Origin of the sequence: Erwinia pyri, from assembly GCF_030758455.1 — a bacterium.
GTDB lineage: Bacteria > Pseudomonadota > Gammaproteobacteria > Enterobacterales > Enterobacteriaceae > Erwinia > Erwinia pyri.
On the sequence record NZ_CP132353.1, the window covers coordinates 1905259 to 1917954 of the forward strand.

The following is a 12696-nucleotide window of genomic DNA, read 5'->3' on the forward strand; positions in this document are numbered from 1 at the left end:
TGTAGCATTCGGCAGGGCAGGCGAAAGGCCCCCTGCGGAAACAGAGTGCTTTTTATATCCCCTTAATGAATAAGGCGAAAAGATGAAACAAAAAGTGGTTAGCATTGGCGATATCAACGTCGCAAACGATCTGCCCTTCGTGCTGTTTGGCGGCATGAACGTGCTGGAATCACGCGACCTGGCGATGCGCATCTGTGAGCATTACGTTACCGTTACGCAGAAGCTGGGTATCCCTTACGTCTTTAAAGCCTCTTTTGACAAAGCCAACCGCTCCTCGATTCGCTCTTACCGTGGCCCGGGCCTGGAAGAGGGAATGCGTATGTTCCAGGACATTAAAGCGGCGTTCGGCGTAAAAATCATCACCGACGTGCACGAAGCAAGCCAGGCGCAGACCGTGGCCGACGTGGTTGATGTGATCCAGCTCCCGGCCTTTCTTGCCCGTCAGACTGACCTGGTGGAAGCGATGGCGAAAACCGGTGCGGTGATCAACGTCAAGAAGCCTCAGTTCGTCAGCCCGGGCCAGATGGGCAACATCGTTGAGAAATTTGCCGAAGGCGGTAACGAAAAAGTGATCCTGTGCGATCGTGGCGCCAACTTCGGTTATGACAACCTGGTGGTCGACATGCTGGGCTTTAACGTCATGAAGCAGGTTTCCAACGGCAGCCCGGTAATTTTCGACGTTACCCATGCGCTGCAGTGCCGCGACCCGTTCGGCTCCGCCTCCAGCGGACGCCGTGGTCAGGTGACCGAACTGGCTCGCGCCGGTATGGCTGTGGGTCTGGCGGGGCTGTTTATCGAAGCGCATCCGGACCCGGCAAATGCTAAATGCGACGGTCCTTCCGCGCTGCCGCTGGACAAACTCGAGCCGTTCCTGGCACAGATCAAAGCAATTGACGATCTGGTGAAGAACTTCCCGGAACTCGATACCAGCAACTGATATCCTTACAGGGAATTTTTGCGACATGGAGTGGATGATGAAAAACAGAACCCTGATTCTGATGGGCGCGATGCTGCTGGCAGGCTGTGCTACATCTCAGCCGAATGAAAAGGAGCTTGCCCGCAGCTTCCAGCTCAGTTCTGTTGATGGCCAGGCCATCACGGCGCCGCAGGGCATGAAGCCCGGCATCAATTTCAGCAAGGAGATGCACGTCACTGGCGTGATGTGCAACCGTTTCTTTGGTCAGGGGACGCTGGAGAAAGGCGTGCTCAGCGTGCCGCAGATGGCTTCAACGCGTATGATGTGCAGCGACCAAAAACTGAATCAGTGGGAAATGACCCTGAGCCAGATGCTGAACGCGGGCGCAAAGCTGAAGCTTGAACAGAATACCCTGACGCTGCAAGGGGCGGGCCACACGCTGGTTTACGTCGCCGAATAATTTCTCTTCATTTTGTCTGTGAAAACGGGGCGAACACTGTTCGCCCCGTTTTTTTATGCCTTACGTTCAGCGGCCATGCTGGCGCTGAACGCTACAGCATTATGGTCATCAGATAGCCCACAAACAGCGCCAGATGCGCCGCCCCGTTCAGCACGTTGGTTCTGCCGGTAGAGAAGGAGATCTGACAAAGCAGCAGCGCAGCAATCATCATCACCATCTGCGGCGGCTCCAGGCCAAATATCAGCTGCTGGCCGGTCAGGGTTGCAATGATGGTCACCGCCGGGACGGTAAGCGAAATGGTCGCCAGCACGGAGCCGAAGAAGAGATTCATGGCGCGCTGCACCTGGTTTGCCAGCACCGCTTTGATTGCGCCTAGTCCTTCAGGTGAAAGGATCAGCAGCGCCACCAGGAAACCGGTGAACTGCTCCGGCGCGTTAAGCTCGGTAAGCAGCGACTCCAGCGGCGTGGCGTTCATTTTGGTCACGGCAATTACCGCAACAAGATGAACAATCAGCCAGAGTGAGTGCCAGACGTTGGAGTGGGCAGAGGGCTTGCCGTGATGCGGATCGTCATCATCCCCCTCATCTTCATGCTCATAGACAAACAGGCTCTGGTGCGTTTTGGTCTGGATCAGCAGGAAAACGCCATACATGGCGGCTGAAATAGCGGAGATCAGCAGGGCCTGGCCCACGGAGAAATTGCCGCCGGGCAGGGCATTGGGGAACACCAGCACCAGGATCCCCAGCGGGAAAATGGCGATCAGATACTGTTTAAGGCCCCCCAGATTGACATACTGGGTGGCAAATTTGCGTCCGCCCAGCAGCAGCGCAGCGCCTACCAGCCCACAGGTGACAATCATAATGATTGAATAGAGCGTATCGCGCATCAGCGCGGGGGCCGCGTCGCCCGTTGCCATTAAGGCAGAGATCAGGCTGACCTCAAGGATAACCACCGACAGGCTGAGGATCAGCGAGCCATAGGGTTCACCCAGACGATGAGCAAGCACATCGGCATGGCGCACCACGCTGAATGCGCTGCTGAGTATGGCAATCAGCGCCAGCAGGTTGATAGCTATAACAACAGAGAGGGTGCCTGCGGTGCCCCAGAACCACAAAATAACCAGCGCGATGAGGGGAAGGAGAAGAGAGGTTTCTTTGTGGCGCGTCTTCACGCCTTCATGTGCACTCATAGGCCGAATTTCCTTTTTATCTGTCGTCTGCCTGAAATCAGGTGATGCCTGCAGGCATAAAGAGTAGCAGTGAACCTAAGTGGTTATATTACAAACAGTGAAGAGTGTAACGGCATAGCGCCTTTATGCCTGTAATATTTACGTAAATTTACAGGTTGGGCATGTTAACTATTTCAGATTGATATAAGTGAATATTATCATTTCTATCTTTATGTTTTATAAGTAAATAAAATAAAATAACCTCAATATAATATGCTGTTTACGTGGATTAAATGCTGTTTTTGTGTAGGGAAAAAATAAGTAACAGACTTTTTTATAATGAGGCTTACTAAACCGCCAGTTGGAAAAAATTGTGGTTCCAGGCCAGGCTTACAGGGTGTCTTCAGAAAGGAGAAAGCAGATGCCTTATCAATCCCGTACCGAGCTGCCAGACAGCGTAAAAAATGTGCTGCCAGCCCACGCGCAGGATATCTATAAAGAGGCGTTTAACAGCGCCTGGGATGAGTATAAAGAGAAAAAAGATCGCCAGGGCGACGACTCCCGCGAGGAGGTTGCCCATAAAGTGGCCTGGGCTGCGGTGAAGCATAGCTACGAGAAAGGCGATGATGACAAATGGCATAAAAAGCATTAGGCCAGAAGGGCGGCTGCGGCCGCCCGTAAACTGAGGTTCCCGCTCCGCTCTTCCTCTGCCGGTGAATTAACTCCCCTCGCATTGTACGCCGTTTCGCTTCTGTCCCAGGAAAGAGGGTGGTTTTTATTGGCTAATTCTGGCTTCAGTACCTGAAGTTTTCCCCTAATATGCCGATGATGAATTAAGTGAAATTTTTTCTTTTGTGACGCGTATCAAACTTGATTGCGCGGGACGAATGGCATAGGGTCATTGTTAGCATTGAAACAATGAGTTTTTTAATTATTCCATTTCAGGGACGTAAAGTGACCGTGGGCAGGGAGTAAGCAGTGGCAGGAGGAGGGTCTGTGTTAACGAGAGAATTCTTATTAAAAGCGGATTGCAAGACGGCTTTTGGTGCTATTGAGGACTCGTTGTTATGGACCTGTGAGCAACGGGCCGCTTCCCTGGCGGCGACGCTGGCCTGTCGGCCCGATCACAGTCCGGTGTGGATTTTTGGCTACGGATCGCTGATGTGGAACCCGATCTTTGAATCGGACGAAGTGGCGGAAGGTACGCTGGCAGGCTGGCATCGGGCATTTTGCCTGCGGCTGACTGCCGGACGGGGAACAGCGAATCAGCCGGGGCGAATGCTGGCTCTGAAAGAGGGCGGAGAGACCACCGGGCTTGCCTTCAGGCTGCCGGAAGAGAAGCTGCACGAGGAGCTGGAGCTGCTCTGGAAGCGGGAGATGGTGACCGGCTGCTACCTGCCTACCTGGTGCGAGCTGAAGCTGGCAGATGGTCGCAGAGTGACGGCGATGGCGTTCGTTATGGATCCCCGCCATCCGCTCTACGAATCTGACTCCTGTCCAAAAACGATTGCGCCTTTAATCGCCCAGGCGAGTGGGCCGCTGGGAACCAACGCACAGTATCTCTTCTCGCTTGAACAGGAGCTGAAGAAGCGGGGGTTATATGATGATTGCCTTACCGACCTGGTGCAGCGCGTTCGCGACCTTCAGCAGTGTCATAATCATCTGGTGGGGTAACCCACCGCTATAATCCGGGATTGATAAGCCAGGTGCCTCCCTTATTGATCTCTAACTGCTGACTGTGTACAGCCGTCCCTGAATGCACTTCGATTTTATAGCTTCCTGCCGCCAGGTTCAGTGAGGCGTAACCGCTGTTGTTCGGTTTGACTTCCATCGGCGTGCCGTTCAGCAATACGGTTTCGCCAGCGGTGAGCTTGAGGTATACCGTGGCCATCATTGGTGCACTGGCAGGCGGCGTGGCAGGCGCTGTGCTGGCGACGGGCGCCGCTGATTCTCCGCCGCCGGCTACGGCAGGTTGTTCAACTTCATTCTTACCGCTGCGGTTAAGCACGATAACCAGCGCCACCACCGCTATCACGGCAAGCGCGCTTAATAACATCAGCGGTTTTGACAGTTTACGCGCCACCTGCGGGCTGACCATCTCAGCCGCACCCGCTGCGGGATTCACTGCCACGACCACCTGCTGCTCCTGTGGCGCTTCTGTTTCCGCTACCGGCTCTGGTGAAGGTTCAGAGATACGGGTCACGGTGGTCACCAGCTCTTCTACCGTACTCACCGGCAGCTCAATCAGGGCAGCCAGTTCGTCAATGGACTGCGGACGATCCTGGGGCTTCATCGCCAGCGAGCGGTCAATGGCATTCAGCAGCGGCAGTGAAAACCCTTCCGGCCGTAGCTGAGTAAGAGGCTGATAACGATCCTCAATGCAACGCACCACGCTGACCGGCGGAGGATTGCCGGTTACCAGCGTATGCAGTACGGCACCAAGAGCATAGATATCGGTCCAGGGGCCCTGTTCGTTATCGCTGTCTTCGCTGTACTGCTCGATAGGGGCGTAACCGGGCTTGAGCATGATCTCCGTTTCATCAGAGAGGTTGCCAATCTCTTTTCGCGCTGAACCAAAGTCGAGCAGCACAGGGAGCTGGCTCTCCTGAATCTGAATATTATCGAGCGAGATATCGCGATGCAGGTAGCCGCCGTGATGGATAGTATCTATTGCACCAAACAGCGGCGGCAGCAGCTGACGGATCCACTCATCGGTGATGCTCTCCGGGCTGCCCTGCTGCCACTCTTTCAGCGTCATGCCGCTGTAGTAAAGCGTTCCCATATAGGCGGTGCCGTTCTCCTCCCAGAAGCGCAGCACGTGCAGCAAACCGGGATGATTGAAGCGGGCCAGCAGACGGGCTTCCTGAATAAAGCTGTTCAGGCCGGCGTTAAACAGCTTCTGATAGCGCTCTCCACGCAGCACGATGGTGAGATCATCCTCGCGGGTAGCCAGAGAGATGGGAAGATACTCTTTGATCGCAATAGTACGCTCAAGCAGATGATCCCAGGCCCGATATACGATCCCGAAGCCGCCGCCGCCAATCACTTCCTTGATCTCAAACTCATTGAAACGGTGTCCAGCCGGAAGGGCATTGGGCACATTTTTCGTATTATCGCTTGCCGACATAGTATCCATCCGCAGTTAGTTAACGGTGCGCCAGGCGCCAATAGCCGGATCGGCCAGATCGGCATGCAGGTCATCCACCAGCAGCACGGTAATTTTTGTTTGCGGATTGACTACCGCAGCCCAGGCTTTGCGCAAGGCATCTACCCGGGTTTTCAGAGCTTCAGGGTCGGCAGCCTGCGCTTTATCCATTTTCACCAGCAGCACGCCGTCAAATGACCAGACGTGCAGGGTTGAATTAAAGGGCAGCAGCAGCCAGCTGTCAGGCGCATCTTCTTTAGCCGCCACCAGTCGCTGGTTATTGGCGGCGACGATATCGAGCACCCCCGCCGCAGGATGAACATTTTTCAGCGGATAGCCTTCATAGAACTGCACCGGCACCGGCACGGATTTGCCGTTGCTGGAGAGCGTCAGTTCACTGCTGCCCTCCAGCCAGCCTTCCGTGGAGCAGCGCAGCGTCTTGCCATCAGGAATAAACAGCGACTGACCGTTCTCATCCCACCAGGTACGGAAATGGCAACCGGCAGGCAGGTCAAAGTGCTGCAGCGGAGCGCTGTTAGCAGGCTGGGAAAGATCCAGTGGAGCTGCGTTGCTGGCGGTGGCGGCGGCTGTTGCATCCGCAATCACAATCGGCCGCCAGCTTTGCTCTTTCGCCGCGGTGCCGGTAGCCAGCACCGAGCCGCTGTCGTTAGTCATCTGCCAGGGCAGCTCCACCAGCTTGCCACACTGGTTCTGCAACAGGTTGCCGACGCGGGGCAGGAAGGTGGTCAGAATGCTGGACTCTTTGGTTTTTCCGGAGACGATACGTAAATGAATATTTTCCTGGCACCAGGCCTGCGGAGCATTGCTCTCAACGTTATCAATAAACACCTCCAGCGCCAGGCTGGGGGAGTAAACGACACGGTAATCTTCAGCCTGTACGGCAGTTGCTATCAACAGAGTGGCAGTCACTGGCAACCAGTATTTCATAGCGTTCCTTGGTGTTAATCGCGCGGCGGTAAAAAACGAGCGGAATCCGCCATAGATTGTAAAAGGGTGGTTTCCTGTGGCGAGCCTACCCAGACCGCCACAGCACTCAGATTGTCTTTTTTCTCACTGCGATTAATCGCTTTTTGCATCAGCGCCAGCCACTCTTCCGGGGAGTTGACCATGCGCAAAGCCTGCTCCATCTCCTGCGGCGTCAGGCTGCACCAGAAGCCATCCGTGCAGACCAAAAAAGCGTCGCCATCTTCAAGCGGCAGCACCTCACTGTAGCTGACCGGCAGTGCGCCATCCGCGCCGAGCGCATTATAGAGTAAATTACTGTTAATACCGGAATTATCAACACCCGCTTCCTTCATCTGCTGAGCGAGACTGTGATCCCGGGTCACTGCATGAATGAACCCTCTGCGGAAGTGATAAACGCGGCTGTCGCCAGCGTGGGCCCACCATGAGCGCTGTTCAACGCGGTCAATAAACAGCGCCGCCAACGTGGTGCTCATCCGTTGAAAATTCAGATTATTCCTCTGCGCCTTACGGATCGCCTGGTCCGCATTCATCACCCATTCCCGGGTCTCATCGGGATTAATGACCCGATCTTCCTGCAGCTCAGCCAGCAATGCGTCTCTGGCCAGCTTTGCCGCCGTTTCGCCGCCGGGCGTTCCGGCAACCCCATCACAGACCAAAAAGCAGGCGGAGTGTGCGCCAGCCAGCGCCCCCGTTTCATCCTGATTGCTCTCTCTTGCGCCAATTTCTGACGTTGAAGCGAAGTTAATATTCATTCATCGTCCGGTCGGTTTTGTGAATCTTTGTATTGGTTAACTTCCATGTCATAGGCCTGCAGGAAGGCATCGCCAAACAGGGTATGGAAATCGTCTTCTATTTCGCCCGAGGTATTCTGATAATGCCGTAAAAATGCGTCCCACATCGCCGCTTTTTTGCTGCCGGGCAGGCCAAATTTGGGCACCACGCCATCGCGTCGGGCGTTATCCTCCAGGCGTTGCGGGTTAAACGACTGCAGCATGGCGGCGATAATCGCCCGGATGCCGGCAATCATCCCCAGCTGATGCGCCTGCAGATCAACCAGCGCGTCGCGCACCGCCTGCTCTGGCGGCATAAAACCAGGCATCTGGCTCTGGTAGATCTGCATCAATACTGTTTTTCCCGAGGGCAGGATCTTGAACGGGTTGTTCGCTTCGTTCAGAATCATCGTCATCTCTGCCTTTACACCTCGCTTCAGAATCGAGCGGGAGGAGAGCAGTGCAACGGTTCCCTGAGAAAAGAGGCTGAGCATTCTGCCGGTGACCCGAAGCTGATCTTCCGTTAACGGCGGTTTTCCCGGACCCTGTTCAAGCCCCATCCCTTCCATCAGCGCTGCCAGTAAACGGTCTGAATTACACTCTGTGTCCGCTCTTTCCGGATAGGGCGTATCGTGACTCAGCGGCTCAATCCCCAGGCGGGCATCGTTCTGCCGTGCCGTACGGGCTGCTAACTGTTCAGGGGTCTGTATCTCTGCTGCCGGGTGAAAATGCAGAGTGGCATTTTCATGCTCCATTCCCAGCGGATCGGCAGAGAGCGAGGCATCCTCACTGAAGAGAGCCAGCGGATCGACATCGCTGAACGTCGGGTCGTTTACGCGGGTGGGATCGCTGACCTGAATTTTGTAGTCGCCAATGCCGATCAGATCGCCATGCTGCAACACGATCTGGCTGCCACGCGGCAACGGCATCTGATTATGCACTACCGCAATCACGCTACCGTGACTGGTGAGCCGGCACTCTCCGCCGCTGGCCACATGGACCACTGCCTGTAACCGGGAAATCGCCCGCTCTTCATCAGGCAGGATCAGATCGTTATCCACGCTGCGGCCAATGGTGCCGCCAGGCGCCACAAAGTCACAGGCGGTGACGGGTGCCTCGGTTCTGCTCTCAACAATGGTAAATCGCATGCGCTTTTCCTGAAGCCAGGGCCAGAGGCCAAATAACTCTATTCAAACATGGGTGGATAGAGTCCATGTCGACCCGGTTGCGCGACGGCAGCCGGATCGAATAATTGTGAAAATAGCTGAGCGGTGAGGTTGCCGCTGTGTTTGTGACTGGCCAGAGGGTAGCCATCACTCTGATTTGTCCACCAGTAGCTGGTGTACTGGCTGGGATTGAACCGCGTCGCCACCTCATGCCAGGCGAGCGTGCAGGGCAGATCCTGATAACCGATAACATCCATAATGTCCGAGCGGCCAGTATCCGGAACCGAGAGCGGTGGTAACGCAAGCAGCGAGGCGGCGAGCTGTTCCGGGGTAAAGATGCGGCTGACAGCCTGATGAAGCGTCTCACCTAATTGCTGAAACCACTCTCCCGAGACCGCCAGCTGTGCCGGATGCCACTGGCGGACGGCAACGCTGTGCAGCGCCAGCAGTGGCCAGGCGCGGCCGACCCTGTCACGCGAAGGAAGCAGGCAGCCAATCTGCACCCGCTGCACGCCCAGCGTGGCGGGCAGAACAAAATTCCAGACGGGCGCCCGGCTGAACAGCGCACCGTCTCGCTGGTGATGCCAGTGGGTCAGCCCCAGTTGAAACCAGTTTGACCAGCTGGCCACAATATTTTCCGGCAGGCGGCGCTGAAGAAAATCGCCGGTACCGGGCAGCTTTCCATACCATCCGAGCACTGTTTTTTGTGGCATTGTAATGACCTTTTGCTCAGTGAACGTTTGATGCAAACCGCACCGGCGCAGCAATGATTGCCGGGGTGTTATCAGGCTGCCGCCCGGCATTTTCCAGATTAACCGCTAATTTTCTCATCATCAGAACATTGTCCCGCACAAAGGGAGAGCTCTGAATTTGTCGGTCCAGCAGCTGGCTCAGATGCCAGTCCAGCTGCTGCAGCTGACGGGTAGTCACATTTGCTGGCAGCGTGCGCTGCAGATTTTGCATCACCCAGCCGCGCAAAAACTCACCGTCATAGCTGCGTGGCTGATAGAGCATCTGGTAAGCGCGTAACGCGTTGCGGCTGAACTCGCTATCTTCCCCTTTGTCATTTCTCAAAGTCAGCGTGATATTTTGCGCAACGCGCGGCAGTAACAGTGATTTTAGTGCGTTCTGATAGAATCCCCAGGCGGCATCGCTGATCTGATCGCCGCGATAAAGCCCGCCCCGCATACTCAGCGGTGGCGCTTCCAGAGAGAACTGGCTGCTCTGCGGCAGCGCCACCAGGCTGTTTAAGAAGGGTAGCAGATCCAGGATATCCCCGGTGTTATTGCCCGTCAGCAGTTTTGCCTGCTGGTTAACGGCGGCTACCCGGCTCTCTACCTGATGCAGATACTGCTGGTTTTTATAATAGCTGGTGGACCAGAGAAGGGTGGCGATCACCAGAGCCAGCCCCAGCGAGGCGTAGCCCGCCCAGTGAAGCAGCCGGTTCCGGTGCTCCCAGGAGCGGTCACTGCCGGCAAGGCCGCTTTCCGCAAATATCATCTCGCTCATCAGCGAGCGGATAAAATAGCTCTGCCCCTTGTTAGCCGGGATCGGCGCGTGGCGATTAACCGAGTCCCAGCTGGCGATTGAGGGGCCTGAAGCCAGCGGCAGCTGCAGTTTGCGCGTCAGTTCGCCCATGATACGGTCAAACGGCAGGCCTTCCTGCGTGCCGCTGGTAAAGAAGACGCCGCGTACCGTCCAGGGCATTTCGCCCCCTTCAGGCGTGAAGACAATATCCAGATATTCCGCCAGTAAGGGACGCAGAGAAGCAAACTCCTGCGGGAAGAGGAAACAGTCGGCCCGCCGCGTCAGATCGCTCTCTTTAGCCATATTGCTGGCCAGGTCTTGCTGCAACCTGAGCGTCAGCTCGCGAAACTGGCTGTCAAAAAGCGCGTTAATCGCCGATTCGCTCTGCCGGTTACTCTCCCAGGGGAAGCTGAACCCCCAGATTCGATCGCGCTGCGCTTTATCCAGCGAACCGAAGTAACTCATAAAGCCTTTCAGCAGGTCTGTTTTCGTCACCATGACATAGACCGGGAAATGGATCCCGGTTTGCTGATGCAGCTCAGACATGCGCTGGCGCAAAGAAGTGGCCTGATTAAAACGGGCCTCAGCAGAGTCGCTCAGCAGATCGGCCACGCTGACGGTCATAATAACGCCGTTGACGGGCTGACGGGTGCGGTAACGTTTGAGCAGAGTGATAAAGGTTTGCCACTCGCTGGCATCGCGCGCGCGCTGGCTTTCCTGCAATGTATAACGCCCCGCGGTATCCAGCAGCACCGCTTCATTGGTAAACCACCAGTCGCAATGCCGGGTGCCGCCCACGCCGCGCAGGGCCGTTTTGCCATGCGTGTCGCTGAGAGGGAATTCAAGCCCTGAATTCACCAGCGCCGTGGTCTTGCCCGCGCCCGGCGCGCCCACAATCATGTACCACGGTAGCTGGTAGAGATACTGGGCGTTGAAGCGCTGGAACCACCCCTGCTTCTGCCTTTTATGCTGCGAACGTTTGGTAAACTGCGTCTTCTTCAGCATCAGGGCCGCCTCGCTGAAACGGGTGTTCAGCAGCTCTTCCGTCATCGCCTGATCGGCCGCGTCGAGGTTAGCGGTTTGCAGATTAGTCAGCAGTTTATTATTGAACCAGGCGCGATAAAGCTGCGGGATCAGCTGGAAAATGATCCACAGAAAAAAGCAGAAGCCGATCGCTACCTGACGATTAATGGCGGGTTCAAGCCAGTGGTTTCCCTTCAGGACCAGCTGTGGTCCCACAATCCAGATCAGCGCGGAAAGCGCGGTAATACCCAAAAAGCCCCACAACAGGCGGCTGGAAATAACGGAGAACAGGCGTGATGGCATCAGGGAGTCCCCGCTGGAGATGTACTGCCAGCCCGGATGGCAGGCGAAGGGAACAGCAGGATCTCTACCCGGCGATTCTGCGCCCGGTTTTCCTCGCTGTCGTTTGGCAGCAGCGCATTGCTGTCGCCGCGGCCTTCACCGCGGATCGTATGTCCTGGCTGGATCATTAACTGCTGCAGGATCCGCATCAGCGTGTGCGCCTGCGCCAGCGAATATTCATAATTAGAGGAGAAACGGCCGGAATGCACCGGCTGGTTATCGGTATAGGCACTGACCTGAATGGTGCCTTTAATGGTATCCATTGCGGCGGCAACCCGCGTCATGATCGCCCGCCCCGCGGGCGAGAGATCGGTTCCGGCAGGGTTGAAGAGCTTGTCAGAGGCAATAATAATTTTGCTGCCGTTAGTGCCGTCTGCCACATCAAGCGTTCTCGCCGCGATCAAATCGTCCAGGCGCTGATGCAGATCCAGCATCGCCTGGGTGGCGGTGGTGCGCCTGACCGGTTCCGTTTTGGGGAGCGGCATTTGCCAGATTGACCGCAGCACCGGCTCCGCCGCGTTGCCTAACCGCCAGTTAAGACCGGACCAGATCAGGGAGGCAATAAACGCGGTAAGGGTGATGCAGACCCAGAGCGGGACCGGCGGGCGCCAGAACGCATTCTGGCTGGCGGCAACGACGGGCGCAGGTTCAGCTCTGGCCGGTTGCTGTCCACGGGTATCCTGGATCAGCTGAGCCAGACGGCTGCGCAGGGCATCACGCTGGATCCGGCCCTGCTCAATGCCGCGATAGCGGCCTTCATAACCGAGCAGCAGGCAATAATGAATCACCTCAAGCAGCGGCAGATGCTGAACGGGGTTTTGCGACACGCGTGAAAGCAGCTGGAACACTTTTTCGCCGCCCCAGCTTTCATTATGAAAGGTAACCAGCAGACCGTTGCCCGACCAGACGCCCCGGGTTCCCCACGGCGTTTGGGCGGCGGCCTCATCCAGCACGCTGCACAGGCAGTAACGGGTACCGATAATCATATCGAACGGTAAACCCGCCTGCTTGCAGCGTGTCTCAAAAAGGCGGATCTCATCCACCAGCTGCTGGCGCAACCCGGCCGGATCGTCATGGGTCGCTGCCAGACGGATCTGCACAATGGCGTTCAGCAAAGGCGCCGCTGCGGCCAGTAACGGGTTTTCCTGGCTGACGGGATAAGAAGCGTCAGCAGCACTCTCCGGGGTCATCA

General features: G+C 56.3%; 12 protein-coding genes. 4 read left to right on the top strand and 8 right to left on the bottom strand.

All coding sequences use genetic code 11. From position 1 onward, the window contains the following. The first annotated feature begins 82 nt into the window (after positions 1-82). Both kdsA and Q3V30_RS08865 read left to right on the top strand, forming a co-directional pair. Positions 83-937, top strand: a complete 855-nt coding sequence (gene kdsA, locus Q3V30_RS08860; RefSeq protein ID WP_306212419.1) for a 3-deoxy-8-phosphooctulonate synthase — start codon at positions 83-85, stop codon at positions 935-937. A 37-nt stretch (positions 938-974) separates the two neighbouring features. After that, entirely contained in the window at positions 975-1376 is a 402-nt protein-coding gene (locus tag Q3V30_RS08865) for an META domain-containing protein (protein ID WP_306212420.1), read from the top strand. Positions 1377-1467: 91 nt separating this feature from the next. Here the strand turns inward: Q3V30_RS08865 and chaA are convergent, their stop codons facing one another. Further along, positions 1468-2565, bottom strand: a complete 1098-nt coding sequence (gene chaA / locus Q3V30_RS08870; protein ID WP_306212422.1) for a sodium-potassium/proton antiporter ChaA — start codon at positions 2563-2565, stop codon at positions 1468-1470. A 400-nt stretch (positions 2566-2965) separates the two neighbouring features. Between chaA and chaB the strand changes: the two genes are divergently transcribed. Then, a complete protein-coding gene (chaB, locus tag Q3V30_RS08875; RefSeq protein WP_306212425.1) occupies positions 2966-3196 on the top strand; it encodes a putative cation transport regulator ChaB in 231 nt (76 codons plus the stop codon). A gap of 344 nt (positions 3197-3540) precedes the next feature. Beyond that, positions 3541-4218: a gamma-glutamylcyclotransferase gene (locus tag Q3V30_RS08880; protein ID WP_306212426.1), complete on the top strand. Its 678-nt coding sequence runs from the start codon at positions 3541-3543 to the stop codon at positions 4216-4218. A 7-nt stretch (positions 4219-4225) separates the two neighbouring features. On the opposite strand, the gene Q3V30_RS08885 is transcribed toward Q3V30_RS08880, so the two are convergent. From Q3V30_RS08885 to icmH, 7 genes are read right to left on the bottom strand one after another with little or no spacing between them, the layout of a single operon-like run. Further along, a complete protein-coding gene (locus tag Q3V30_RS08885) occupies positions 4226-5671 on the bottom strand; it encodes a serine/threonine protein kinase (RefSeq protein ID WP_306212427.1) in 1446 nt (481 codons plus the stop codon). A 15-nt stretch (positions 5672-5686) separates the two neighbouring features. Then, positions 5687-6637, bottom strand: a complete 951-nt coding sequence (locus Q3V30_RS08890) for a hypothetical protein (protein WP_306212430.1) — start codon at positions 6635-6637, stop codon at positions 5687-5689. A 14-nt stretch (positions 6638-6651) separates the two neighbouring features. After that, complete coding sequence (locus Q3V30_RS08895) at positions 6652-7428, bottom strand: PP2C family protein-serine/threonine phosphatase (RefSeq protein ID WP_306212432.1); 777 nt, start codon at positions 7426-7428, stop codon at positions 6652-6654. After that, positions 7425-8594, bottom strand: coding sequence for a type VI secretion system-associated FHA domain protein TagH (tagH, locus tag Q3V30_RS08900; RefSeq protein ID WP_306212433.1), 1170 nt, complete (start codon positions 8592-8594; stop codon positions 7425-7427). Before tagH ends, Q3V30_RS08895 begins: the two co-directional genes overlap by 4 nt. 38 nt (positions 8595-8632) lie before the next feature. Further along, positions 8633-9325: a type VI secretion system-associated protein TagF gene (gene tagF, locus Q3V30_RS08905; protein ID WP_306212435.1), complete on the bottom strand. Its 693-nt coding sequence runs from the start codon at positions 9323-9325 to the stop codon at positions 8633-8635. 16 nt (positions 9326-9341) lie between these two features. Continuing rightward, a complete protein-coding gene (tssM, locus tag Q3V30_RS08910) occupies positions 9342-11465 on the bottom strand; it encodes a type VI secretion system membrane subunit TssM (protein ID WP_306212437.1) in 2124 nt (707 codons plus the stop codon). Beyond that, positions 11465-12694 (bottom strand): type IVB secretion system protein IcmH/DotU, encoded by a 1230-nt coding sequence (icmH, locus tag Q3V30_RS08915; RefSeq protein WP_306212439.1) that lies wholly within the window; start codon positions 12692-12694, stop codon positions 11465-11467. Before icmH ends, tssM begins: the two co-directional genes overlap by 1 nt. Between the last annotated feature and the right edge of the window lie 2 nt (positions 12695-12696).

Coding starts and splice junctions, on each gene's coding strand:
- tagF (WP_306212435.1), bottom strand. CDS start 9,325: ATGCCACAAAAAACAGTGCTCGGATGGTATGGAAAGCTGCCCGGTACC.
- chaB (WP_306212425.1), top strand. CDS start 2,966: ATGCCTTATCAATCCCGTACCGAGCTGCCAGACAGCGTAAAAAATGTG.
- tssM (WP_306212437.1), bottom strand. CDS start 11,465: ATGCCATCACGCCTGTTCTCCGTTATTTCCAGCCGCCTGTTGTGGGGC.
- kdsA (WP_306212419.1), top strand. CDS start 83: ATGAAACAAAAAGTGGTTAGCATTGGCGATATCAACGTCGCAAACGAT.
- Q3V30_RS08865 (WP_306212420.1), top strand. CDS start 975: ATGAAAAACAGAACCCTGATTCTGATGGGCGCGATGCTGCTGGCAGGC.
- Q3V30_RS08885 (WP_306212427.1), bottom strand. CDS start 5,671: ATGTCGGCAAGCGATAATACGAAAAATGTGCCCAATGCCCTTCCGGCT.
- tagH (WP_306212433.1), bottom strand. CDS start 8,594: ATGCGATTTACCATTGTTGAGAGCAGAACCGAGGCACCCGTCACCGCC.
- Q3V30_RS08890 (WP_306212430.1), bottom strand. CDS start 6,637: ATGAAATACTGGTTGCCAGTGACTGCCACTCTGTTGATAGCAACTGCC.
- icmH (WP_306212439.1), bottom strand. CDS start 12,694: ATGACCCCGGAGAGTGCTGCTGACGCTTCTTATCCCGTCAGCCAGGAA.
- Q3V30_RS08895 (WP_306212432.1), bottom strand. CDS start 7,428: ATGAATATTAACTTCGCTTCAACGTCAGAAATTGGCGCAAGAGAGAGC.
- chaA (WP_306212422.1), bottom strand. CDS start 2,565: ATGAGTGCACATGAAGGCGTGAAGACGCGCCACAAAGAAACCTCTCTT.